Below are 23340 nucleotides of genomic sequence, written 5' to 3' on the forward strand. Positions count from 1 at the left end.
TATGATTACGGAAAAAAATTCTACCACCTACCCGGTACCGGGTAGTGTGGTTTCAGGTATTTACCCCGGGAAAGCTTTCCCGCTGGGCGCAACCTACGATGGACAGGGGGTCAATTTTTCTATATATAGCGAGCAGGCCGAAGAAATAGAGTTGTGTTTATTTGAAAACCTGGATAGTGAAACTGAATTCCTGAAAATAAAACTTAAAGAAAGAGAGCATCATATCTGGCATGTGTATCTCGCAGATGTGAAGCCGGGCCAATTATATGGTTACCGGGTAAATGGCGTGTATGACCCGCAAAACGGTTACCGGTTCAATCCCCATAAACTATTGTTTGATCCTTATGCAAAAGCTATTTCAGGCATCATAGAATGGCACGATGCTGTATTTGGGTATAAGGTCGGTGATCCATTCCTGGACTTGAGTTTTAGCGCAGCCAACAGTGCCCCCTACGTGCCGAGGTCAGTTGTTATTGATCCGTATTTTGATTGGGAAAACGATGAGGCGCCCAAGATCCCTTATGACCAGTCAATAATATACGAAGTGCATGTAAAGGAGTTTACAAAACTCAATCCCGATATACCGGAAGAATTACGGGGAACGTATGCGGGACTGGCTCACCCTGCTACAATAGATTATTTGAAAAAACTGGGTATTACTGCCGTTGAGCTCATGCCGGTGCATCATTTTGTAGCCGACCGGCACCTTGTTGAAGCCGGGCTTACCAATTTCTGGGGGTACAATACCATAGGCTTTTTTGCACCCGATGTTCGCTATTCGGCCAGCGGCGTAAAAGGTGAGCAGGTTACGGAATTCAAGAATATGGTAAAAGAACTGCACAAAGCGGGCATTGAAGTCATACTCGATGTTGTATACAATCATACGGCGGAAGGTAACCATATGGGGCCTACCTTGTCTTTTAAAGGAATTGATAATGAAGCGTATTACCGGCTTACAGAGGATAAACGGTATTATATGGACTATACCGGTACCGGCAATACGCTTAACGCATATTTGCCGGGGGTATTGCGATTGATCATGGATAGCCTGCGCTACTGGATCATTGAAATGCATGTAGATGGATTTAGATTCGATCTGGCAGCTACTTTAGCCCGAGAGTTACACGATGTAAACCGGTTAAGCGCCTTTTTTGAAATTATTTACCAGGACCCGGTTATATCGCAGGTTAAACTCATTGCCGAACCCTGGGATATAGGTGAAGGCGGATACCAGGTAGGCAAATTTCCCCCAGGCTGGGCCGAATGGAATGGTAAATACCGTGACTGTATGCGCGATTACTGGCGGGGAGCAGAAAGTATGTTGACTGAATTTGCCGAACGATTTACAGGAAGTGCCGATCTGTATAAAAGCGACTACCGTTTTCCTACCGCCAGTATCAATTTCATTACTGCCCACGACGGTTTTACGCTAAATGACCTGGTGTCTTATAATGAAAAGCACAATCATGAAAATAAGGAAGAGAACAGGGACGGGGAAGATTACAACAGGTCCTGGAATTGCGGAGTAGAAGGACATACGGATGATGAAGGAATAAATAATTTGCGGGCGCAACAAAAAAGGAACTTTTTAACAACCCTTATGCTATCGCAAGGGGTGCCTATGTTACGAAGCGGTGATGAGATCAGCCAAACCAAAAATGGAAATAACAATACGTACTGCCAGGATAATGAAATTTCATGGATCAATTGGCAAAAAGCAGATACGAGCCTGCTTCATTTTGCCCGGCAGCTCATTCATTGGCGTAAAAATCATCCTGTTTTTTGTCGTCGCAGGTGGTTTAAAGGACGTTTGATCAAGGAGATCAATTTAAAAGATATTGAGTGGTTTTCACCCGACGGGAAGGAGATTTTACAAAATTCACATGAAGCATTCGCCAAATCGCTGGCCATATTCCTCACTGGTCAGGATCTCGGTATGACAGGACCAAAGGGAGAAAAGATAATGGATGATAATTTTTATATGATTTTTAATGGGGATGCGGCGCCGGTTCAGTTTAAATTACCGCAGGCAAAATATGGTGAAACATGGGTAGAAGTGATCAATACAACAAAAGATAAAATTACTCCTGAAGGAACTATTTATAAACCCGATGAAACAATAACTGCAGGTGCACGTTCTGTTATACTCTTTCAAAACCCTAAAAAAAATAATGAAAGCACCTAGAATATTGGTATTTAATACCTTTAAAGTTTTAGTTGGAAAAGTTATGCAAGCTGAAACAATAAATAAAAAGGATTCAAACAGGCAACATCGATGCCATTTTTCTCTAAATGCGCTAAATGATTACCGTAAGTTCTAAAATTCACTTGCTTGTGATCGTGGTATGCTATTATTAAATTGTTGAATATTTTACACAAAACATTTCCGGGATTAAGCTTTGATTTTTTGCCTGGAGCATTGGATAATCAATTTAAATTCAAATAAGAATCAAGGTATAGTGTTAGTATTTAAATGTAATACAGCTATGCGGTCCTGTTGAGCAGGTAAAAATTCCTTGTAAAAGAAGCTCCTGAATATCTGAAATAATAACCGGGTTTACTTTTTGCATTCTTTCTTCCTGCGTATTTCTCTTCTATCCATTATCCATATTGTAGATTTCCATTATTAGTGTTGTTGCTATCCATTATCCCATAGAATAGAATAGCGTTAGCATGCTATCTAAATCCTGCTTATGATGGGATTTTGATAGGCGAAGCCTTACCTCCGAGGAGCCTTATCTGCAAAGAATGGAAATTTCGATTAAAAGGCATAAGTATTAACCGTACAGGGGAGCCTGAGCCATTCTTCTTTCGTTCCAATTTTTACTAATCTATTAATCATGCTGTTTTCACTATTCATTTAATGATAGTGATGATCGTAGGCTGTTTAGCTTAATCCAGTTACAATGGGATTATGGTAGGCGTAGCCTTTTGCCCGCCAGGAAAGAATTTCAGTTTGCGCCTCGCTATTTAGGCCCAATGACAATTAAATTTTATTTATGGAACCAATAAAGAAATGGTATGCTGTATATACCCATGCCAAGTGGGAGAAAAAGGTTGCCAACTTGTTAGCCCGTAAAGAAATTGAGAACTATTGTCCGCTCAACCGAGTGCTAAAGCAATGGAGCGACCGTAAAAAAATTGTGTATGAACCGTTGTTCACTTCTTATGTCTTTGTAAGGGTAAGTCAAAAAGAGAATATAAGTGTATTGCAAACGGATGGCGTTCTTAATTATGTGAACTGGAAGGGTAAGCCTGCCTTAATTCGCGACTCGGAAATTGAGTTGATCAAAAATTTCCTGTTTGACCATAGTAACGTTAGGTTGGAAAAAATAGCTGTTGAAGTAAATGACACCGTACGAATAAAATACGGATTATTTGTGGAGCAGGAAGGCCGGGTAACGGAGGTGATGGATAAAACCATCAGGGTGTTATTGCCTTCTCTTGGCTATGCAATGCTGGCCGAAATACCTAAGTCACATATAGAAGTGATCAATAACAGGAGCAAAGGAAACTGTTGATCATTTTATTTCCTCGTCAATTGCTAAACCGCCCTACGCTGACCGCTGTGATTGTTGATCGTTTAACCAGGTAGTTATGATAACTAATAAGAAAACAGGCAATGAGATGAATTTTGTTTCAGTTGCCATCAATTGGTACCTGCCATACTGGCCTTTATTCCTGATGCTGATTGTGTTTGCACTGGCAGGCGCCTGGGCTTACCTTACCTATTATGCTACGCCTGTTTATGAAACTTACGCCACTATAATGGTTAAAGATGAAAAAAAGGGCGTGGATGAATCAGGTGTGCAGGAAGCGCTGCAAATTTATCCCATAAAGAATATTGTTGAAAATGAAATGGAAGTTATTCATTCCAGGAAACTGATGGAGAAAGTGGTGGAACAACTTCATTTATACGCCCCTGTTTTTGAAGCGCCGGATTTTAAAAAAAGAAAAATAAATGTTACTTCTGCTTATACCAGTTCTCCAATAACCATAACCGCCAGAAAACCCGATGAATTGAAGGAGACTGGTGAAGTTGATGTGCCTTTTTCTGTTAATTATTTTTCAAACAATAATGCGGGCGAGTTCAATGGTTTAATTAAGCAAAAAGTGAAGGAGGTGATCATTGACAATAATGCCTATCCAATTAATACCTGGTGCGCTACGCCGTATGGCGAATTGAAATTTGAGAACAACAACAGGCAATCAGATACGGTTGTAGCTCCGCTGTTTTTCCGCTTGTACAAACCCAAAAACAGGGCGCCCGCCATTATCAGCAACCTCCAGGTGAAATCATCCAGTAAGCTGTCAACAACTATTAACCTTACCCTGCGCGATGAAGTGCCCGAACGGGGAGAAGATATCTTAAACAAACTACTGATTGCCTATAACCTGTTATCGATTGAAGAAAAAGAAGGAGCAGCAGCCAATACGCTCACATTTATTGAAACCCGCCTGTCAAAAGTTGAAAAGGAACTTGACTCTATAGAACGAACTGTACAGTCGTTCAGGACTGATAAAGGGATCGTGGACCTGGGCGAGCAGAGCAAACAGTATCTTGAAAATGTTGGGAGCAATGACCGGAAAATGGCTGATCTAAGTATGCAACTGGCGGCGTTGGAAGAAATGGAACGGTATGTAAAATCAAACGAAAATAAAGGAGATGTTGTGCCTGCAACACTCGGTATCTCCGATCCGGTGTTGGGTGAGCTGATGCAAAGGATGTATAACGCCAAGGTAGAATATGAGAAGATGATGAAATCCACCGCCGAAAACAATCCTTTTGCTATTGAGGTGGCCAAAGAAATTGAACAGACCCGCCCGTTGATCCTGGAAAAACTACGATCGCACCGGATCAATCTGGATGCCAGTAAGAAAGATCTGGCGTCTATTACCGGTAGTTATAACTCCATGTTGCGTACGATCCCTAAAAAGGAACGGGAGTTGATGAACATCAGTCGTGAACAGGGCATAAAGACCAGCATTTATAATTATTTACTGGAAAAGCGGGAGCAGACTGCGCTTGCCAGTTCATCAGCCGTTTCAGACAGCAAGATCGTTGATATGGCCAGATCTTCCCCGGACCCTGTAAGTCCCAAAAAAACGCTTGTTTACCTGGCAGTTTTAGCCTGTTCAATAGGGTTGGCCATCGGGTTGGTTTCGGCCCGCGAAATGCTGAACAAAAAGGTCTTATTCCGGTCGGAACTGGAATCACTTACCGTGACGCCCATTATTGCTGAAATTTCAGCGAACAGAAAAAAGGAATCGTTGTTAAAGACCGGTTCCAAAGTTTCTGTTGTTGCCGAACAGTTCCGGCACCTGCGCGCTGCTATTGGATTGATTGGCCGGCAAAAAGAGATCAATGTAAAAAGGATCCTGGTTACCTCCAGTATTTCATCTGAAGGAAAAACCTATATAAGCACCAGCCTGGCCAAAAGCCTGGCGTTGGCCGGAAAAAAAGTAGTGCTGGTTGACCTGGATATCCGTAAACCTAAAGCATCTTCCATATTGGGAGTGGCCCATATTGCAGGTGTAGCTGAGTTCCTCGAAGGAAAAAAACTACCTGAAGAGATCGTTGCCGATACCATGGACGAAAATTTATACGTCGTTGGGGCAGGCAGGGGAGAAGATAATTCAAGAGAACTTATTTTAAGCGGGAGATTGAACAACCTGTTGACGTTTCTCAGCCCTCGTTTCGATTACATTATTTTAGATGCTTCTCCTATTGATCCGGTTTCTGAATCATATGTTTTCTCTGATTACTGCGATCTTACCCTGTTTGTTATCCGGCACGGCCGTACGCCCAAAGCAATGGTGCAAATACTTGACAGTAATAATAAATTCAGGGCATTAAAAAATCCTCATATCGTATTCAACGGCATCAGGTCGAGAGGCATTTTGAAGGGTATGTATGGTTACAGTTACGGCTATGGCTATGAAAATGTGTATCGAGAAAAGCAGCGGAGAAGATCAAAGCTGCAAAGAGTTTAGGGCACTATGAAATCAAAGGTCATGATAATACAATAAAATGGTAGGTACTCGGGAAAAGGAAAAAAGTGCTCAAATAAAAAGGCAGTTCACGCTATCAACGGAACCGCCTTTTGCCATTAATAATAGCCCTGCTATTTAACTATAGTGAACGTTATTGTTTGAGAAGTACCTGCTGTACCATTTGCACCATCAGAAGTGTAAGGGGTAGCTTTTAACGTATAGATGCCCAGTGCAGGAGGGGCCCAGTTGCCATAATAGAAATTACCGCTTCCACTATCACCATGCAATGCAAAGGGGGCCTTGTCATCTGTATAGGTTTTGCTTTGCTTACCGCTTAATTGAAACTTTACACTTCCTACATCTGAAGCAGAGGTAACTGCGCTGATGTTTACTTTAGAAAGCTTAAGCGCGTTAAGGCTTATGGTTTGCCCATTTGTTATAGTCAGTACTTCTTTTTCTGTAGCCGCGTTGATGAGCTTAAAGCTCACAACGCTCTGTGCAGCGGTTACAGGAGGTGTTGTTGTAGAAGTGCTATCTGTTGGTTTGGTTAGCAAATTGTCGTTAGGAACAGGCACCATATCATTATAAGTGGCGAATTCGTTGCCCAGCTTTATGTCATCGAAATAAAGCACTCGCACGGTAGAGGCAGTAGTGCCGGTGCCATTCCAGTCAGATTTGTAAATGCCCAGTTTCCAGTTTGGCGCATGATAATCGCCGGTAATGCTATACATATTAGCGCCCGAACGATTCAGGATCTTCACACCATCACGCCATAACTCAATTAATCCATCGGAACCGGCCGAGTGATTTACGTGCATTACATAGGCGCGCCATTTGTCTTTTTCAAAAACGCCCAGATCGATCCAGGTTCCGAGCACTCTTAAATAAATGCGGTCGTTTTTTACGCGCAGGCAAAGCGCCGGTGTAGCGCCGCCGCCCTGGTGCCACTGGCTGATAACATCGTCATCAGCATCTATCTTATACTGATCGGCGGGTGCATATAAAGCATAAGCATACCAGCGGTTAAGGTTTGTTGCGTCGGGAAAACTTATTTCAGCTCTTGAACCACTCTGAACCTCTGGATCTGTATCTCTTAATTCAAAGCGGGCCGATTTGGTGCCGTTGTAAAATTTGGTAGTAGAAGCTGTAACACCATAGGTGGTCAACGTTTGTTTTTTTACATAGGTGCCAAAGACACTTGTTCCATCTGCATTCTCCTGGTATAAAAGAGGGGCAATTGAACTGGCTGAAACTGTATTAGTAAGTGTATTGTTTGATAATATTTCAGTGGTCGGTTCCAAAACTCCTTTCTTACAGGAGTACAATGAAGCGAGTAAAAGGGATGCGGCCAATACGCTCTGATTCTTTCTAAATAAGTTACCTGTTTTACGCATGGGTGTTTTCATTTGGTTGTTGATTAATTAATGTATGCTATAAACCATTTTTTGCCGGCCTTATTTTTTGAGTAAAGAGAGAAGAACATTTTTTACGTAGTAATTCTTATCCGCGTTCCAGAATTCATCCATTGGCGTAGTATGAATCCTTAACCGTTCGTCTGAACTATTTTAACTTTTTAAATTGACGTATTATGAGAATTAATCAATCAAAAAGATCCAGCCGTTCGATTCCTGCATTTACTGTACTGGGAACCGTAGTATTGTTAGGCATGCTCGTATTGCAGGGATGTCAAAAGCATCATGAACCCAACCTGAATGCAGTTGATCTGCAACTGATAGCTGAAGATTTTGTATCGCCCATACAGGTAGTTACTACGCACCATAGCGAACGCTTGTATGTAGTTGACCAGGTGGGAAAAGTATGGGTAGTTGATGGAAATGGGTACAAGCGGCCCACCCCTTTACTGGACCTAAGCAGTAAGCTGGTAACACTTAATCCGGCCTATGACGAACGTGGCTTGCTGGGCATTGCACTTCACGAGGACTTTAAAACCAATGGCCGTTTGTTTGTTTATTACCAGGCGCCGCCGCGCGCCGGCGGACCTGTTCCTGGCGCATCCTGGAATAACCTCAGCCGTATTTCTGAATTCACCGTTTCCCTGGAAACACAGCGGGCAGACATGAACTCGGAAAGAATTATTCTGGAATGGGATGATCCGCAATCCAATCACAATGGCGGAACGCTGGTTTTCGGGCTTGACGACTTCCTGTATATTTCTATTGGTGATGGTGGCCGGGCCAATGATACCGGGCCGGGACATGTTGATGACTGGTACCTTATTAATGGCGGTGGCAATGCACAAAATATTGAAGCAAATTTTTTGGGTAAGATCTTACGTATTGATGTAGATGGAGGAACCCCTTATAGCATACCAGCCAGTAATCCGTTTGTAGGTAAACCGGGTAGAGATGAGATCTTTGCATTTGGATTTCGAAATCCTTACCGCATGTCATTCGATATGGGAGGCGAACACCAGCTAATTGTTGCTGATGCCGGCCAGGTTTTAAGAGAAGAAGTAAATGTTTTATCAAAAGGCGGTAATTATGGATGGAATATAAAAGAAGGCAAAGGGTGCTTCAGTACAGCCGACAGTTCAAAGGAATTAGCATCATGTCCTTCTGTAGATGATAGAGGCAAGGCATTCATCGATCCGGTATTGGAACTCAACAACTGGCAAAATCCCCAGGGTGGCAAAGCAACCACAATCATAGGAGGATATGTGTATCGCGGCAATGAAATTAAAAGCTGGCAGGGCAAATATGTTTTTGGTAGCTTTTCTCAAACGCCCACAACTCCCAATGGAGAACTTTTTATAGCAAGGCCTGAAGGAAGTTCGTGGTCATATGACGAAGTATCGCTAAAAAGCAATTCAGATGATATAGGTTATTACCTGAGAGGATTTGGACAGGACGATGATGGTGAAATATATGTCACCGTTTCTTCCACGCCTGGTCCCCAGGGCACTACAGGTAAGGTATTTAAATTGATTGCAACAACCGACGAAAAATAGCAGCCCGGACCAAAACCACTCTGTGAAAACTGCGCGTCCCTGGTTAAGGCGGTGAGTGAATTAAGAATATTATTTCCTTACCTGGATGCTATAGTTTCCTGATTGTAATTCAAAAGCATATTTCCCTTTATGCATTCCCACGTATTTTACACCTTTGGAATGCTGCAATGCTTTATCCTGTTCCAGAATATGATTTAGGGAAGCTGCATGCAGGTAAAGGGTGGCAGAAGAATTGGCAGGTATGGTAAAATGATACATAGTTTCTTGTTCTTTTATCTTCCAACTGCTTTCAATTGTCCCATACATAGCGTCATAATATCCTTTTGCATACCTCATTTTTTTGGTAGGATCAGGTTCCGGCATTAAAATGAAATGCCTGAATGCCGGGTTGTTCTCATCCCTGCTAATACCCAGAGAACGACTATACATCCAGGCGCCCACCGCTCCAAAAGAATAATGATTGAATGAATTCATCCGGTTATTGCCACCAAAACCATTTATATGCGTATATGAATTTAACCGTTCCCAGATAGTTGTAGCGCCCTGCTTTACCGGGTATAACCACGATGGGTACGACGTTTGGTACAGCAATCGGTAGGCGAGATCTGTATATCCGTTTTCAGATAGCACTTCATTGATCCAGGCGGTGCCAATAAAACCGGTCATGAGTGAATAGGGTGGGCAAACCGTACCATCATCTGCTTTGTTTTCCCGTTTAATAGTTGCCGCAAGGTTCCTGCCGGCTGCGGGCCGGTTCTCCTCATTGAACAGGTTGAATTGCAGAGGAAGCACATAGGATGTTTGCGTGTCAATAGGTTTGCCCCGGAAAATAGTTTTCCCGGTCTTACTATCCACAAAGGTTTTATTGAAAAAATATTTTCTTTCTTTACTGAGTTTGGTAAACCATTCTTCATCCTGCTTATTACCGAGGATAGATGCTATTTTGGCCATTTGTTCCAGGTCATAAATAAAGTAAGATTCCCATAGCAGCGCCTTCTCGCTTTTTTCATATTCCAGGCTTAACCAATCACCAAGGCTTGACCATACTTTCCGTTCTTTTTCATACAGTACGCCTGTTTGTGGATCAATATCCTGAACAAGGAACCGGATGTATCTCTTCATCGCTTCATAATGTTCTGCCAGCAGGTCTTTATCGCCATACTGTTGATAGCTTTCCCACGCCACAGTGATCCCCGCGCTTCCCCACAATACGCCGCCAAAACCGCCACCGAGGGGCGCAACATCCGTAAATCGGCCGTCTTCTCTTTGCACATCTCTCATTGCCAGCATATGCCTTCTAAAAAATTGCGGAACATCTGCCAGATAAGTTGCTGTTCGGGAGAAGACCGAGATGTCTCCGCTCCAGCCCAACCGCTCATTTCTTTGCGGGCAGTCCGTTGGTATAGACATAAAATTCGCCAGGGTAGACCAGGTGATATTTTCCCAAAGTTTATTTACTTCAGGAGATGAAGTTTCATATTTTGATGATAGCGCATGAACAGAACTTAACACTTCCCCTTTAACTGCTTCCAATGGTAAGGCCCTGGGTATGCCTGTTACCTCTACATAACGATAGCCATGATAGGTAAACCGCGGGTTTATTGTTTCATCGCCGCCCTTTGCCACGTAAATATCTTTAGACATTGCTGCACGGATATTTTCAAGCATGATCATGCCCGCATGGTCTTTGTATTCCGGCAGATCAGGATATTTCACCTCAGCAAAACGTAACATTATCATGCTGCCCGGTTTCATATCTTTCAAATTCACTTTGGGAACGCCCGCTATATTTTGTCCCATATCATACACATATACACCGGGACGTACTTCTTTTGCAGAAATGGCTGTAATCTCTTTTACCTTCTTTACCGTCTGGCCGAACTGTCCCACCATAGCCAGGTTCCTGTAATCGTCTACCATTGGCATATTGAAAGCTTTGTTCCTTTCATCCTTGCTGATATGATTGTCTAAAGTAACTTCTACAGGTTTGCTCCAATGCGAATCGTCGAAGTTGGCAGTATTCCATCCTGCTATGAGCGGTTCTTTGGTTGCATCGTACACTTCTCCCTGAAAGAAACTGCCATACACCACCGGCCCATTGTTATAATAGGTCCAGGTATCCGGCTCAGTTGTTATTATCTCTTCTTTTCCATCGGTATAGGTAATAACAAGTTGTGCCAGTAAGGATTGCCTGTCTCCAAAGAAATTCCAGAATTCTCCCATATATGTACTGCCACCGCTCCACCAGCCTTCCGCCAGAATAGCGCCAATAACATTCTTTCCAGTTATTACTTCTTTGGTAACATCGTATGTCTGGTATAAATGTGTTTTGTTGTATTGCGTTAATCCCGGATTGAAGTAATCATTTCCTATTCGTTTCCCATTGATGTACATTTCATAAACTCCCCTGGAGGTTGCATATAAACGAGCTTTCGCTATTGGGTGGTCGCTGGTTGAAAATGGCTTACGCAGCATGGGCAATGAGTTGCGGCTGGGGTTGATCGTTACAAAGGAAGGTTCGCCTTTGCCTGTAATCTGAGAACTGGAATCCTGGGAATACAAAATATTCGAAGGGCTGCGGTAATTGCGGATTTGTATGTTTGAGAAAATAGCAGTCTGACCTGCAGGAAGGGAAAAACCAATGTCGCCAACTACCGGGTAAGCGATAAAGTCGCCACCTTGTCCCAGGGGATTAAGATTAACCCTGCCGATCGCGTTTTCTTTTTCTGTTCCATCCATATAAATGTAGGTATCGCCCAAAACCGAAGACAGGTAAATGGTATGAACCTCGTATTTATTTTCTTTGTTTACAAGCGATGCCGGAATGGAGAAACTTTTGAACGGAATGTTCCTGGTGTCTTTTGGCGCATAGCCGCTTCTATAAACATGTAATGTAGCAGCACCTTTTGATTGCAGGGTAGTAAGGTTCAATTCAATTAAAATAAATGAACTGTCTTTGGGGCTTTGCAGCCTGTACAGGTTTTTGTTTTTATCCATTAAACGGGAATCATTGGCGCCGTAAATAAAACCGGCCCTGGTAGTACCTGACAATTTATCGAGCTGCAAAGAAAAGCTGAGCTTAAAAACAGGAAGATAGGAAGAATATAACACCATGTCCTTATTTCCGCCGCCTATCCAGCGCGCGCCATTCCAGGCTGAAAGAAGCGGATCGGTATGCAGTAGTCCGGTCTCGAACCAGGATTGCGCTGTATGTTCCTTTTGATGTTGGTCCCATACCATCACTTTCCAGGTATAACGGGTGCGCGGTTTTAATGGTAATCCCGCATAGCGGATATTTAAGGAGATACCTTCCTGCATCTTCCCCGAATTCCATACTTCCAGGTTGGCTTCATCTATAACGGTAATTTGATAAGCTGTCTGATAAGATCCCCGCTCCTCCGCTTTCATTTGCCAACTGAACCGGGGATGTATTACATCAATACCCAGGGGCATTTCTGTATATTCCGTTTTCAGGTGTACGATCTTAACCGTATCGGCTTTCAGACAAAAAGGAATAACAACACACAGAAACAAAGAAAGAATTGATATAAGTTTACCTGGGCGCATACCTGAATTAACTTTGAGAAATTAATAATAAACATCAGCAATCAACTTTTGAACCAACTGCTCTTCACTGCTTTTGGCAAAATAAAGGGAAATAAACCAGTCAATAAAATTGTCCATCATTTCCGTAAGTAAAGCCATTTTCATAACCTTATTTCCCCTGAACTTAGCATACAATTTTCATAAACTGACAATCAGGACTAACGATGAATACAGCCATTATAAAGTATTTTTTTATTGTTATAGGTGTTTTGTTAAGCTACCACAATGGCATAGCGCAAGAGCAATCGTTGAATGGTCATTGGCAGGTAAAACTCGATTCTTTTGATAAAAAAGAATATACAATAACCCTTCCGGGTACATTAGACGATGCCGGGATCGGGTATGCTAATAAAATTGAACCCACTTTACATATTGCTACGTTGGCGCACCTGGCCAGGAAAGTACAATATGTTGGAAAAGCTTATTATAGTAAAACATTTAGTGTACCTCCGGGATGGCAATCGAAACAAATAAAATTGATACTGGAAAGGGTATTGTGGAATTCAACTGTTTGGATTGATGATAAGCAAGTGAAAGTAAATGGAGAAAGTCTGGTGGTGCCGCATGAGTTTGATCTTACCGAATATATTGTCCCTGGCAAGAAGCAAACGATCACTATCTGTATTGACAATTCCAATATTTACCCTGGTATCAATATCTATGCGCATCAATACCCATCAGTGGAAAGCAGTCCAATGGCGCATGCATATACCAATCACACACAAATAAAATGGAACGGCATATTAGGAAGTGTATCATTGGTGGCAAAACCAAAAAAAGCTGTCAGCAGCGTTAATGTGTTTCCTGGCCTGCAAAACAAAAAACTGGAAGTTCGTTATCGCTTAAATGATGTAAGCGATAAAAATGTAAAACTGCAATCCTTTGTGATTGACCCGCAAACGGGTAAGAAATGGTCTTCTTCTTTTTCTAATGGAGGGTATGCACAGGCGGAAATTACCGGTAACATTTCATTTGCAGACAAAGTAATTACGTGGAGTGAGTTTACACCAAAGTTGTATCATTTGGTAACAACGCTGCAATCTGATAGCGGCACAGATACCATTATCACAAAATTTGGCATCAGGGAGTTGAAGACAAAAGAGGGCGATTTGTTTTTAAATGATAACCAAATTTTTGTCAGGGGCAATCTTGAATGCATCATCTTTCCGTTGAAAGGCTATCCGCCCATGCAGGTAGATGAATGGCGCACACTTATTAAGAAGGCCAAGGAATATGGCTTGAATTTGTTACGGTTTCATAGCTGGTGCCCGCCAAAAGCGGCTTTCACGGCAGCGGACGAGTTGGGCTTTTATTTCCAGGTGGAATTGCCGCATTGGAATTTAAAGGCAGGCTATGATACGGCCGCATTTAATTATCTGCATAGGGAAGCCGAACGCATCCTGGAAGCATACGGCAATCATCCTTCATTTTTGTTTTTGAGTTTGGGCAATGAGCTGGAGGGCGACTTTAATAAGCTGAATGACATGGTGGGGAATTTGAAACAAAAAGATAAACGACATCTTTACAGCACCACCACGTTCACCTTTCAAAAAGAAATAACCGGTAACCCGCAACCGCAGGATGATTATTATGTGACCCAGTGGACAAAAAAAGGATGGGTGCGCGGACAGGGTGTATTTAATGATGAAGCGCCCGGTTTTTCAAAAGATTTCAGTCAGGCTGTTGCTGATCTTAAGGTGCCGCTTATTTCTCATGAAATTGGGCAATATTCAGTTTATCCTGCTATAAAAGAAATTGAAAAGTATAAGGGAAATCTTTTGCCGCTGAATTTTATAGCCGTTAGAAATGATGTACAAAAAAAGGGGCTTTTGCCAATGGCCTCCTCATTTCTGAATGCATCGGGCAAGTTGGCGACCCTGTTATACAAGGAAGAAATTGAAAGAGCGCTGAAGACAAAAGGATTTGATGGATTTCATCTTTTACAGTTGCAGGATTTTCCCGGCCAGGGGACCGCGCTGGTAGGATTACTCAATGCATTCTGGCAAAGCAAAGGGTTGGTGACCGCAAAAGAATTTCGTCAATACAACAGCGAACTAACGCCGCTTATTCGCTATCCAAAGGCTGTTTATACCAGTAATGAAATATTTACAGCCGGCGTTGAACTGGCCAATTTTTATAAACCCCTTAATGCAGAAGTAGTTTGGGAAATTGTTGACGATAATAAAGCGGTATTAGGTACCGGCACCTTTGGAAAAAAAGAGTATGTCATTGGCAATTGTTTGCCGGTAGGAGAATTAAAATTTGATTTGAAGCAGGTATCATCGGCAAAGAAGTTGACCATTGAATTATCTGTAAAAGGAACGACTTACCAAAATCAATGGAGCATTTGGGTTTACCCTGGTGCGCTTACAGGGGAGGAGGGAGATGTGCTAATTACAGGCTCTTTAGAGGAGGCTTTGCCTGCTTTACAAAAAGGACGCAAAGTATTGTTGTGCCCTTCGCCTGATACGTTAAAAGGGATTACAGGGAAGTTTGTTCCTGTTTTCTGGAGCCCTGTCCATTTTCCTGATCAACCCGGCACCATGGGCTTGTTAATTAAAGAAAAGCATAAAGCATTAAATAATTTCCCAACAGATTACTATAGCAACTGGCAGTGGTGGGATCTGACAATAAAAAGCAAAACGCTTAATGCCGGTACGTTGCCAGATGAAGCAATTATCGTACGGGTCATTGATAATTTTGTGCGAAATCAAAGCCTTACCAATTTGTTTGAAGCAAAACTGAAAACGGGTCGCCTGGTTTTTTGCAGTATTGATATTATCTCGCACCTGGACAAACGGCCACAGGCAAAGCAATTAAGATACAGCTTGTTGAAATATATGAACAGTGCAGCGTTTGCGCCCGGGGTTAATATTTCGGAAGAACATATAAGAAATTATTTTAAATAACAATTGTTAAGGGAGATAAAGGGTAAAAGTTATTAAAGCAATGTTTGCATTATAAGCCCATCTGGCAATTACCGGACGGGCTTTTTTATTTTGCACGGGTGATTAAATTACTGGTAGTTGCCTACCAGTGTAACGATTGACTTTCCTTCTACAGGGATCTTCGTTATATCAGAAACGGATGAAACGCTTAGATCTTTCGAATAAGAAGTAGTATATGACTTTACTGACCCTGAAACAAAGTTCACACCTGTGAGATTAATGTTTTGAGCTGCCGTAGTCATATTGATGATAACAATAACAACCTGTTTATTGACCTCATCTTTGTATGTTGAGATCATTAAATTTTTTGCTGCGTCTTCGGCGTTTGAGTAACTGTCGAGTGCAGCACTAACCCGCTTCATCCCTGGTCTTACAAATCGTGAATAATTTCCAACTGCCCAAAGCATTTTAGACTTGTAAATAAGGCCATCTGATTTTGTGGCTTCCAATTCGCCCATATTACCCGATAGATCGGCTACATAAATCAATCCATCCTTATAATCAGCCGGGCTCACCGCTAACCACCAGCACCATGATGCTGCATTGGCCAATGCCAGATCGGTATGCATAACTCTTGCTATATACAACGCTGATTCAATGCCCAGGTCTCTTCCATTTCCAGCCGTATTGTCTTCATTGCCAAGAATGCAATATTCCGACTGCCAAAAGTTAAGTGTGGGATTAACAGCGTTGATCTTATTCTGGAGTGCAACCCGGTTGGAAACAAGACCTGAAACATTCGGTTGCGCAAAATAACTGTGCCCTAAAACGGCTTTCTCCATGGAAGGCAAATTGCCAATATAGCCACTGCTGGCCGGGTTCCAGGAATAATTGACAACATCACTTCTTAAAGGGTTATCGCTCACCGTCTGGTACATATAGTTCAAAGAAGCTACTTCACTTGCCGTGATCTTAACTGACAATGCCTTATTGGTTATTTTTTGATCGATTGCTTTTATAAAATTAGAGACTTCTTCATTAGTGGCAGCAGTTCCTTCCTGCGATGCCTTGCCCGATGAATTGGCAGTCCAGTCCCATTGGGGTTCGTTCACAGGACTTAAATATTTTATGGGAAGACTATCCTGGTTATACCGTTTCACTACTTCGGTAAGAAAATCGGCAAATGCGTCGGTTTTACCTGTTGCCAGGTTCAATTTACCTTTTTCTGCTCCATCGGGCCCGAAAGCATAACCATTTTTAGTCATCGACACCGGGGCGCTGATGGAGAACAGCAACAAATTTTCTACACCTCTGTCTTTTGCGGCTTTTAAAAACCAACGATTGCCCGATTGTTTTGTCCAGTCGTAGGTGCCGTTACTATTCAAATAACATTCTTCCCTTCGCCAGTCGGAACTGATGTTACTTGCGGCTCCTTGTTCAAAACTTCCAGCACCGATATTGCTTCGCCACATCGAAAGCCCGATGCCTTTGGGATTACCATTAGCATCAAAGCTTTTTCCAAACAGCAGGTCGGCAATTTCATTTCGTTTTGCTTCAGGCCAGTTTTTACCAACGAATTTGATCGTCCAGCAATCAGAGGCGCCAAAACTGTGAATGGTTTGGAATGTCTGATTCAAATTAATACTGGCTTTAATAACTTTCGATGCGGCGCAGGTGTCGATACCATTAACTATACAAGGGTTTGATGGTTGTAGCGGTGCAGCCGGAGCTCCCCCTTTACTACATGAAACCATAAGGAATATAACCAAACCAACTATCATTTTATTTGCGGGTTTAAATATGCTGATTGCCATCAAATTACTATTAAATTATTAATTGGTCAAAGGTGAATGGTGAATCGGCAATCATCCGGTTAAATGACCCGGAATACTTCAAAGTGCTGCAGGTGTTGAACCGTACAATAACGCTGTTGGCTGATCTCAACACTTCTACAAACGTTACCCAAATAAGGCAGCGGTTGAGTGAAATAATCAACCGGCAAATAGATGAAAACACCACTATCTTTGCTGGCGTTCCTGCAAAAATTATTAAGACGATCAACTAAACAGTACAATAAACTAAATCCTCGAAAAACTGATAGATAAACAAAATAAAGCATGGCAAGAATATTTATCACCGGCTCGGCAGATGGACTGGGGCAGTTGGCGGCAAAAGCCTTAATCAACCTGGGCCATCAGGTGGTGCTTCATGCACGCCATGCAGAGCGGGCAAAACAGGCGTTAGTGAAAGTGCATCGTGCACAAGATGTATTGACAGCAGATCTTTCCAGCATTGATGAAACCAAAGCATTGGCTGAAAAGGCCAATGCGACTGGCGCTTTTGATGCAGTGATACACAATGCCGGTGTTTACCAGGTGCCCAGGAATAATATGACTGCAGACGGTTTGCCGCTATTGTTTGCCGTGAACAGTCTGGCCCCCTATATCCTGACCAGTTTAATGTATAAACCGAAACGGATCATCTACCTGAGTTCCGGCATGCATCGTCAGGGCAATCCGAACTTAAATAATATTGCAGTAGGTACACAAAATATCACGTATTCAGATACCAAGCTGCATGATGTAATTCTTTCAATGGCTGTAGCGCGCAAATGGGAGCAGGTATATGCCAATGCAGTTAATCCGGGTTGGGTGCCAACAAAAATGGGTGGCGCCGGTGCGCCCGACAATCTTGAAAAAGGTTTCGAAACGCAGGTATGGCTTGCCGTGAGCAATGACCGGGAAGCTACCGTTAGCGGTCATTATTTCCATCATAAGAAACAGGTGCCTTATCTGCCGGCTGCTAATGATGCCGTTGTACAGGAAAGGTTCCTTGCCTTGTGTGAAAAGATCACTGGAATTTCTTTTGTAGAAAGATAAGATTGGATTTTTTTAGAAGATTGCCCCTTGTAGTAACGAGTTCCTGTTCACAACAAAATACCCAGCGTGTTTATTCCATCCTGGGCGTTTTTGTGGCAAGCACGCCATGTAGCCCTGGCACAAAGCCATTGCCGGGTATGGCTGTAAGCACTGATTGTGAACTCATGAAATGGAAGTTGACGTTTTATAAATCACTCCTTTGTAATATTTTACCTCCCCATCTGAAACATTTTTTTTAGCAACGGCGGATTTGTTCCTCTATCTGACGATGGAATTTTTGTAACAGGGGATTATATGCCATCATACAGAGGCTGAAGATGGCTGAAGCTGCGATTACAGCGGCCGTACAACATATTACCACTTAATCTCCCATTGTGATTGGTCATTCACAAAATATTGCAAACCATTGCTCATGTGGTGCAACGTTTTTCCTTCAGGGCTAACCTGGGTTTTAACCTCATAAACCCGGACGCCATTATTTTCTCTAGTGAGGTAATTGACCAGGGCAGTAGTTGTGGGCGGAATTTCATGCAACCACTGCTCATCATTTTCCTTTACAAATGCCTGGCTCATATTTTTACTTTTTTAATTTTTGTTGAACGGTTTGTTTTCTTTTCGTCCAATGGGCAAGCGGTTCGGGAAGATATTTCGGATTTCCCTTTTTATCCACCAACCCCGATAATTTACTGAATTTTTCACTAAGTCTTTTAATAGATGCGCGGGATTTTGCAGCCTCAATTTGTTGACCTGCCTGTTTTTCGAGTTGGTCGCTAAAGATCTTTATTGCCTGGTTAATGATCTGCAATTCCTTTTTATACTCTTTTTGTTTTCGATAATAGATCATTAACCGGTCATATGGAAATGGGTCGAGCGTTCCCTTTTTCATTTGCTGCTCGTAAAGGGCTATATTTTCAGGCTGTTGTGCCATCGGATTCATAATTGCAAAAATTGCACCCGTATAGTGGGTGTTTTTAGCCGGTTGATTAACCATCACCAGTAAAATTGATCCCAATCTTATTTACGCACGTACTGATGTTAGCGGCGCCTATCGTTGGGGTAATGCAAACAATATGATGCGGGAAATAAATCCGCCGTGCTACGGTTTGAAACCCTGACCACCTGGTTTCTCAGGATTTTATATCATACAGCACACCGCTGAATGCAATCATTATTAAAAAGGTAATGATGAAGCCGGCTATACAAATATTGATCGCTTCCCGCCTGTATTTACTGCGGAAAATTTCTTCATACATCGGGTAGGGGAACACTTTCAATTGTTCAACCCGCTTTGCATAATGCGCACTGGCTATATGTACAAAAGTGCTGATGATCGAAAGGGTATAATAAGGAATGAAAAATAGTTTTTCAGGGAAACGGTTGACTACGCCGGCGGCAAAATAAAAGTCGGTTTCCATGTTCCAGTGATAACGGGCCGTTAACACAGCCCACACATGAATGATCATAAAAAAGGAAAGGTACAGGCCGCTCATCACCTGTAGTTTTATATAGAACGGCTGATGTGAAAATCCTTTTCTAAACACCAGCGTTACACCGCTTATGATCTGGAACATCACGCACGTCAATAATACAATTTCAACGGGTGGGAACAGGTAAATGTGCCGCAAAAAATTCATAACGGTTATGTGCAGGGATGGCCCGCCCAATGCAAACAGGTGATTGGTAATATGCAGCAGCATAAAGGCCGCAATGACCAACCCCGACAACCGATGGTATTTTTTAAGCGTAGCACCCATTAGCCATCATTTCCTTATTTTATGACGGATTAAAAACGAGCCCTAAGATAAAACCACCCCCTTCAATTTTCACAATTCTTCCAGGTGTACGTTGGCGCTGTTGCCATAAACAGCCATGCGTATCGTTGCTGCAGGAAATTGTAAAGAACGGGTTAGTAAATACATATAATTTTTGTGTTCAATGACCGCTTAATGAAAGGAACCCGGATAGACATCCCGGTTCTTGGGTTTATCTGCTGTGCACGCAGATCATTGGGTTTTTACAATCCTGATATTATCTATCGCCATATCGAATTTTGAAATGGCTGTTGCGCTGTTGTTTATAAACATGATATCTATGGCGCCCGCGCCGCTATTGCCGGTTAATGCTTTCAATGATGCCGCTGAAGTACCCATACCATCATTGCCGCTGCCATCTTTCCCTTTAAAGCTGGTAAGTGGTATGGTAACCGTTTGCCAGCCGTTGGTGGTAAATGCTGCAGTGGTGCCGTCGGCATTCAGCCAGGGTGAGTACAAGGCTACGTAGTTCCAGCTTCCATCCTTTACAATAAATAGTTTTCCGGCGCTCCAGCTTGTTTTCAGGCTGATCTCAAATTTCAACGCGTAATTGGCTACCGGGTCATTCAGGTTGGCTGCGGGGATCCATTGAACGCTGCTTGTATGCAACGAACGGCCGCTATTCCACCAACCCCAGTCATTGCCATTCACATTTGAAAAGGTCATCTGGTTATATGCACCGTGGCCGCCGGGAAATAAGGAGGCGTCGGTTACTACATTGCATCCCCAAACGAAGTTGGATGCATTGTCGCTGTTGTGTAGTACGCCTTGCGTGAGCTCGTTGAACAGGAGCACTGAAGTGGCCGTTCCATATGACGTTTCTATTGTGATGGGGCCACCCGTAGTAACGCCGGCGGGCACCGTAACCTGCAATTGGTTACCGGCATCATTGGCGGTAAGGTTGGTAGTTACTTCTTTGCCGTCGGGAAAAATTACCTTCTTTACAAAAAAGAAATTGCTGCCGTAAATGGTTACGCGATCACCCGGCAGGGCATTTTCATTACTCATAGCAGTGATTGTTGCTGCAAAAGGAACAATGGGAAAACTGAATTCAGCTTCGCCATCTGGTGTAATAACTTTCACTTTATTGAGGTCATCCGGGTTAAGCTTCGCAAAAGGCATGTCGGCAGGGATGGCCACTATAATTGCATTGTTGGCAAACAATGCCGGGTTAAAAGGAGCGGGATAACCATTAAAAAAGATCTGTTTGGCTGAAGCCAGGTTGGCGCCCTGTATAATCACTACCTGGCCCGGACCTGCCTTGGTAAGCGCTGTGTCATTCGGTGCTGGAGTAGAAGCCCTGATGCCTGTAATAACAGGCGCCTCGCTGCTGTTTTTTTTGCAGGCATATTGTGCACACACAACAGCCGCAAGTAGTATAAAGGTTATTAATTTGTTTGTACGCATATAGCAAGAAGTTTTAGTTTAATTATTTCTGATCTTGAAATTTTATGATCTCGGGATTTGTTTCTCCGCTGGCTTCCTTATAAAATCTCAAAATCCCTAAATTCCAAAACCTGCCTGCCGGCAGGCAGGTTTTGGAATCTCAAAATCATTTCAAGAGACTGAAATCAAACGCTACGGGTTCGGCTGCCAGGTTGGGCGCTTTCACCAATTCTGCTTCGGGCAACGGCAGGTACATGGTGCTGTTAGTTACGGGGTATTTAACCGGATCGTAGGTAACTGTGTATTCCCGCGGATTTTCGGTACCTGTTTTGTGGGTGAGGGTATACGAACCCTTGTTCTGATTGTTTATAATCGACTGCGCTTTAGCTGGGTTGAAATAATACAGCCGCATCAGCTCGTACCAGTAAATGCCCTCAAATACGGTTTCAATTCGTTTTTCAAGGAAAATATCATCGAACGTGATGGATGTTTTGGCAGGCAGATTCACTCTGGTGCGAACGGCATTATAATATTTTAATGCTTCGGCGTCTGAAGTACTGCCGTTGTTGCCTAAGATAGCTTCTGCATAAATAAGGTACACTTCGGCCAGGCGCAGCATATAGGTATTGATATACTCGCACATTTCGCTTCCCTTGCCGCCATTGTCTTTTACCGAGCCAATGATGTATTTCTTGGTGTTGGCAATATCTGTCGCCGTAAACTTGTAACCACCCAGGTCTTTCCTGATCTCGGGATAAAAATCATTATTGAACATGAAGGTGGCCTTTCTGCGAATTGAATCAGCCGGGTTATCCAGATAGTATTCAATTAAATTGGCGGAGGCGCCATGCGCTGCGCCCCATCCATCCCAACTGCCGGTAATGTCGCCGTTCCTTGCCATGTATGCCTGGAAGGAATTGTTTACGCCCCAGGGATCTTTGATCGGCATCCATTGAATAGAGAACAGGCTTTCTTTATTGTTCTTACTGCTGTTGTGGTTCTCACTTTTAAACAGGTCGGCATAATTCGACTGAAGCTCATAAGGCCCGTTGTTGATAACATCTGCAGCATAATACTTCGCGCTGTCAAGATCCGACTGGTTACGTGTGCCGCCCGATTTGCCTACACCGGCTCTTGTTAAATACATTCTGGCAAGCATGCCTTCTGCAGCATATTTGGTAAGACGTCCGTCGGCAAATGCTACAGCCGGTAAATTGTCTGCGGCAAATTTCAGGTCCATGATGATCAACTGCCAGATGCTTTCAACGGTATTGCGCCTTACATTCACATCAGACATCTGGGCAAGGTTATCATAAATGATCGGCACTGCTCCCCAGTTGCTCACCAAATAGTAATAGGCCAGGGCGCGCATAAAACGACATTCCCCAATGCCTGCGTTTTTAATACTGTCTTTTACCGAAATGGCATTGTTTTGAATGTTCCGGATGGTTTGATTGCTCTGTGCAACGATCTTGTAAAAAGACTTATAAGCAGGCAACAAGGTGTTTACATCGGTTGCCGTAACAGCAAACTTGTAAAACATGTCGCGGTCATTGGAGATCATGTTGCCGGCACGGGCGTCGCCAAATGACAATGCCGCTTTATCATTGTAATCGAACCACACAATATTATATAGCGGCGCTGTGCCCGCTCTTAATTCATCGGTTGTTTTATAGAAAACATCGGCTACTATCGAATCTTCAGGCGGCCGGGTTAAAAAATTTTTTTTGCATCCGGTTACAGTAGCAACTGCCATCGCAAGGAGTATATAATTGAAATATCTTTTCTTCATTTTGAGCAATTTTTGG

The 23340-nt window shown here is 42.9% G+C and carries 15 protein-coding genes; 7 read left to right on the forward strand and 8 right to left on the reverse strand.

What is annotated here, in order from left to right; all coding sequences use genetic code 11:
• Position 1: 1 nt before the first annotated feature.
• The 3 genes from glgX (at position 2) to FAM09_RS10090 (ending at position 5994) form a co-directional block, all read left to right on the forward strand.
• A complete protein-coding gene (gene glgX / locus FAM09_RS10080; protein ID WP_136576963.1) occupies positions 2-2185 on the forward strand; it encodes a glycogen debranching protein GlgX in 2184 nt (727 codons plus the stop codon).
• A gap of 814 nt (positions 2186-2999) precedes the next feature.
• Positions 3000-3521 carry a UpxY family transcription antiterminator gene (locus tag FAM09_RS10085; RefSeq protein WP_136576964.1) on the forward strand — a complete coding sequence of 174 codons (522 nt, stop codon included), beginning with the start codon at positions 3000-3002 and terminating at the stop codon, positions 3519-3521.
• A 76-nt stretch (positions 3522-3597) separates the two neighbouring features.
• Positions 3598-5994, forward strand: a complete 2397-nt coding sequence (locus FAM09_RS10090; protein WP_136576965.1) for a GumC family protein — start codon at positions 3598-3600, stop codon at positions 5992-5994.
• A 131-nt stretch (positions 5995-6125) separates the two neighbouring features.
• On the opposite strand, the gene FAM09_RS10095 is transcribed toward FAM09_RS10090, so the two are convergent.
• Positions 6126-7400, reverse strand: coding sequence for a polysaccharide lyase (locus FAM09_RS10095; RefSeq protein ID WP_136576966.1), 1275 nt, complete (start codon positions 7398-7400; stop codon positions 6126-6128).
• A 182-nt stretch (positions 7401-7582) separates the two neighbouring features.
• On the opposite strand from FAM09_RS10095, the gene FAM09_RS10100 reads away from it, so the two are divergent.
• On the forward strand, positions 7583-8962 hold the full coding sequence (locus tag FAM09_RS10100; RefSeq protein WP_136576967.1) for a PQQ-dependent sugar dehydrogenase: 1380 nt from the start codon (positions 7583-7585) through the stop codon (positions 8960-8962).
• 69 nt (positions 8963-9031) lie between these two features.
• Here the strand turns inward: FAM09_RS10100 and FAM09_RS10105 are convergent, their stop codons facing one another.
• Positions 9032-12529: an alpha-L-rhamnosidase gene (locus FAM09_RS10105; protein ID WP_136576968.1), complete on the reverse strand. Its 3498-nt coding sequence runs from the start codon at positions 12527-12529 to the stop codon at positions 9032-9034.
• Positions 12530-12732: 203 nt separating this feature from the next.
• Between FAM09_RS10105 and FAM09_RS10110 the strand changes: the two genes are divergently transcribed.
• On the forward strand, positions 12733-15477 hold the full coding sequence (locus FAM09_RS10110) for a sugar-binding domain-containing protein (protein WP_136576969.1): 2745 nt from the start codon (positions 12733-12735) through the stop codon (positions 15475-15477).
• Positions 15478-15584: 107 nt separating this feature from the next.
• Here the strand turns inward: FAM09_RS10110 and FAM09_RS10115 are convergent, their stop codons facing one another.
• Positions 15585-17270, reverse strand: coding sequence for a glycoside hydrolase (locus FAM09_RS10115; RefSeq protein WP_394347804.1), 1686 nt, complete (start codon positions 17268-17270; stop codon positions 15585-15587).
• Positions 17271-17302: 32 nt separating this feature from the next.
• Here FAM09_RS10115 and FAM09_RS10120 point away from each other — a divergent pair, with 32 nt between their 5' ends.
• Positions 17303-17521, forward strand: a complete 219-nt coding sequence (locus tag FAM09_RS10120; protein ID WP_136576971.1) for a hypothetical protein — start codon at positions 17303-17305, stop codon at positions 17519-17521.
• Positions 17522-17573: 52 nt separating this feature from the next.
• Positions 17574-18335 carry an SDR family NAD(P)-dependent oxidoreductase gene (locus FAM09_RS10125; protein ID WP_136576972.1) on the forward strand — a complete coding sequence of 254 codons (762 nt, stop codon included), beginning with the start codon at positions 17574-17576 and terminating at the stop codon, positions 18333-18335.
• A gap of 354 nt (positions 18336-18689) precedes the next feature.
• Here FAM09_RS10125 and FAM09_RS10130 read toward each other — a convergent pair whose 3' ends face one another.
• From FAM09_RS10130 to FAM09_RS10150, 5 genes are all read right to left on the reverse strand, one after another.
• On the reverse strand, positions 18690-18908 hold the full coding sequence (locus FAM09_RS10130) for a hypothetical protein (protein WP_136576973.1): 219 nt from the start codon (positions 18906-18908) through the stop codon (positions 18690-18692).
• Between the two features lie 4 nt (positions 18909-18912).
• Positions 18913-19272, reverse strand: a complete 360-nt coding sequence (locus FAM09_RS10135) for a hypothetical protein (protein WP_136576974.1) — start codon at positions 19270-19272, stop codon at positions 18913-18915.
• A 190-nt stretch (positions 19273-19462) separates the two neighbouring features.
• The gene (locus FAM09_RS10140) at positions 19463-20089 is read right to left on the reverse strand and encodes a hypothetical protein (RefSeq protein WP_136576975.1); all 627 of its coding nucleotides are present in this window, start codon (positions 20087-20089) and stop codon (positions 19463-19465) included.
• Positions 20090-20338: 249 nt separating this feature from the next.
• Positions 20339-21553, reverse strand: coding sequence for a glycan-binding surface protein (locus FAM09_RS10145; RefSeq protein ID WP_136576976.1), 1215 nt, complete (start codon positions 21551-21553; stop codon positions 20339-20341).
• 145 nt (positions 21554-21698) lie between these two features.
• Positions 21699-23324 (reverse strand): RagB/SusD family nutrient uptake outer membrane protein, encoded by a 1626-nt coding sequence (locus FAM09_RS10150; RefSeq protein WP_136576977.1) that lies wholly within the window; start codon positions 23322-23324, stop codon positions 21699-21701.
• Between the last annotated feature and the right edge of the window lie 16 nt (positions 23325-23340).

It is taken from the genome of Niastella caeni, from assembly GCF_004834005.1.
Classification (GTDB): domain Bacteria; phylum Bacteroidota; class Bacteroidia; order Chitinophagales; family Chitinophagaceae; genus Niastella; species Niastella caeni.